Consider the following 2,816-nt stretch of genomic DNA (forward strand, 5'->3'; position numbering starts at 1 on the left):
CCGGAGGCCGGCTCCCGGCCCGCTCGCCGACGGCCGCGGGTGCCGGCGACTGCGGGTGCCGGCGACCGCCCCCGGACAGGGCCCGGGGACAAGGGAAGGAGCAGCCCGCCCGTCCGCGGCAGGCTGCCTGTGCCCGGAAGGCTCCGCCCGACAGGCTCTACAGGCTCTACGCGGCGTCCGCCGATTCCTTGGCCGCCCGCAGCGCCTGCGCCAGACGCTCCGGGTCGCGCGTCGACAGGAAGGCGTAGGGGGTCGGGTCATCGGGGTCGGTGATGTCCACACGCAGCGCGCCGGGAATGTACGCCCGCAGCAGCATGAAGCAGCGCGGGTCGGCCTTGTGGGTGCGCCAGGCCCGCGCCTCCTCGGCGTCCAGGATCTCCGCCTCGCCCAGCGCCGACACCGGGATCTTCGCCTCGCCCGCGATCAGATGACCGCCCACGACCCGGATGCGCACCGAACCGTACGAACTGGCGACGACCGCCGCGGCGGCGGTGCCGCCGGCCAGACCGCCGAGCATCGGCAGCGTGCCGAACGGCAGCAGGATCAGCGCCATGGAGACCCCCGCCAGGAAGGAGAGCAGCCACCAGGAACGGGGGGCGGTGAGGCGTTCTTCGTACGGGACGGCGGAGAGCTGCATGGATCCAAGCTTGGCACGGTGACGGGAGTGGACTCACGCGCGGGTAAGGTCTGCGCCTGTGAGTGGTACTTCCGCAGCTCTTCAGCCCCCCGCAGACGCCGTGCAGCCGGCGCGTCACCCCGACGCGCCCGCACCCGGCGAACTCCTCGGCGCCCACTACGGCCAGTGTTTCGGCTGCGGCGACGAGCAGCCCCACGGGCTGCACCTCCAGGCCCGCGCCGGCGAAGGCGTGTCGATCACCGCCGAGTTCACCGTGCGGACCGCCCACCAGGGCGCCCCGGGACTCGCGCACGGCGGCGTACTCGCCACCGCCCTGGACGAGGCGCTCGGCTCCCTCAACTGGCTGCTGCGCACCATCGCGGTGACCGGCAGGCTGGAGACGGACTTCGTCCGGCCCGTGCCGGTCGACACCGTGCTGCACCTGGACGCGCGGGTGACCGCGGTGGCGGGACGGAAGATCTACTGCACCGCCACCGGCCGCATCGGCGGCCCCGAGGGGCCCGTCGCGGTCCGCGCCGAGGCCCTGTTCATCGAGGTCAAGGTCGACCACTTCATCGACCACGGCCGCGAGGAGGAGATCCAGGCGGCCATGAGCGACCCCGACCAGGTCCGTCGCGCGCGTGCCTTCGAGGTGAACCCGTGAGCGCCTTTGGCCATCGCGCCCTCGACGTGCTGATCAGGCGCCTCGACCCCGGTGTACCGCTTCCGTCCTACGAGCACCCGGGCGACGCGGGCGCCGATCTGCGGACCACCGAGGCCCGCGAACTCGCCCCCGGCGAGCGGGCCGTACTCCCGACCGGGGTGTCTGTCGCGCTCCCCGAGGGGTACGCGGCCTTCGTGCACCCGCGATCCGGACTTGCCGCCCGCTGCGGCGTCGCCCTGGTGAATGCCCCGGGGACGGTTGATGCCGGGTACCGTGGGGAGATCAAGGTGATCGTGGTGAATCTCGACCCGCGCGAGACCGTGCGGTTCGAGCGTTTCGACCGGATTGCCCAACTGGTCGTGCAGCAGGTCGAGAGGGTCCGCTTCGTGTCGGTCGCGGAGCTTCCCCCCTCGGCCCGGGCCGAGGGGGGCTTCGGGTCCACCGGCGGCCATGCCGCGGTGGAAGAAGGTAAGAGCGGCACAAGCGTTCAGGCCGCCGTAGGCGGTACAGCGGGTGGGAATCGATACGCTTCGGTCGTATCCGACCGGGAAGGACAGTGACGTGTTCGGACGTCGCAAGAAGAACGATGCCGCCGACGGTGCGGCCGGCGAGGCCGAGCAGGTCGTCGACGGTGTCGACGCGGAGGCGGGCGGCGAGGGGGCCGAGCGGCTGAGGCTCGAGCCGGCGCCGCGGCCCGACGGGCCCTGGGACAGCACCGAGGTCCGCGAGCCCGGAGAGGGCCGCGTCGACCTGGGCGGCCTGTTCGTGCCCGGAGTCGACGGCATGGAACTGCGGGTGGAGGTCGCCGGCGACGCGATCGTCGCGGCGACCGTCGTGCTGCGCGACAGCGCCATCCAGCTGCAGGCATTCGCCGCACCCAAGCGTGAGGGCATCTGGGGCGAGGTCCGCGAGGAGATCGCGACCGGCATCACCCAGCAGGGCGGCATCATCGACGAGGTCGAGGGTCCGCTGGGCTGGGAGCTGCGCGCCCAGGTGCCCGTACAGCTGCCGGACGGCACCGGCGGCTACCAGGTCGTGCGGTTCGTGGGAGTGGACGGTACCCGCTGGTTCCTGCGCGGGGTGATCTCCGGTCAGGGCGCGGTACAGCCGCAGGCCGCCGGACTGCTCGAGCAGATCTTCCGGGACACGGTCGTCGTCCGCGGAGACGGCCCGATGGCACCGCGCGACCCGATCGTCCTCCAGCTGCCGAACGACGCGCAGATGGTCCCCGAGAACGTGCAGCAGGAGGAGGGCGGCTCCCGCTTCGCCGGCGGCATGGGTCAGCTCCAGCGCGGACCGGAGATCACCGAGGTCCGCTAGCGCCTCCGGCGACGGGGTGCCGGGGTCCGCTCGGGTCTGCGGTGGCGGGTCGCCGGGTGCGCCCCGGTCCGCGACGGTGACGTGGGGGTCCGCTGGAGTCGTCCGTGGTGGGTGCCGGGTGCGCCCAGGCCCGCGGCGGCAGGTCGCCGACCCCGTCAGAGCCTTCGGCGGCAGCAGGTCGCCGGGGTCCGCTCGGGACTGCGGTGGCGGGTCGCC

4 protein-coding genes are annotated in these 2,816 nt (G+C 73.3%); 3 read left to right on the forward strand and 1 reads right to left on the reverse strand.

Features of this window, described 5'->3' with window-relative positions:
* Positions 1–166: 166 nt before the first annotated feature.
* Positions 167–637 (reverse strand): DUF3093 domain-containing protein, encoded by a 471-nt coding sequence (locus B9S61_RS25175; RefSeq protein ID WP_103544290.1) that lies wholly within the window; start codon positions 635–637, stop codon positions 167–169.
* Positions 638–695: 58 nt separating this feature from the next.
* On the opposite strand from B9S61_RS25175, the gene B9S61_RS25180 reads away from it, so the two are divergent.
* From B9S61_RS25180 to B9S61_RS25190, 3 genes are read left to right on the forward strand one after another with little or no spacing between them, the layout of a single operon-like run.
* Positions 696–1,280, forward strand: coding sequence for a PaaI family thioesterase (locus tag B9S61_RS25180; RefSeq protein ID WP_103544291.1), 585 nt, complete (start codon positions 696–698; stop codon positions 1,278–1,280).
* The gene (dut, locus tag B9S61_RS25185) at positions 1,277–1,840 is read left to right on the forward strand and encodes a dUTP diphosphatase (protein WP_103544292.1); all 564 of its coding nucleotides are present in this window, start codon (positions 1,277–1,279) and stop codon (positions 1,838–1,840) included. The genes B9S61_RS25180 and dut overlap by 4 nt, the downstream gene beginning before the upstream one ends.
* A gap of 1 nt (position 1,841) precedes the next feature.
* The gene (locus B9S61_RS25190; RefSeq protein WP_103544293.1) at positions 1,842–2,600 is read left to right on the forward strand and encodes a DUF3710 domain-containing protein; all 759 of its coding nucleotides are present in this window, start codon (positions 1,842–1,844) and stop codon (positions 2,598–2,600) included.
* Positions 2,601–2,816: the final 216 nt, after the last annotated feature.

The organism is Streptomyces sp. SM1, from assembly GCF_002910825.1.
In the GTDB taxonomy this organism is placed as follows: domain Bacteria; phylum Actinomycetota; class Actinomycetes; order Streptomycetales; family Streptomycetaceae; genus Streptomyces; species Streptomyces okerensis.

Bases quoted from the DNA above. Each gene is read 5' to 3' on its own strand.
- B9S61_RS25175 (WP_103544290.1), bottom strand. From the start codon at position 637: ATGCAGCTCTCCGCCGTCCCGTACGAAGAACGCCTCACCGCCCCCCGT.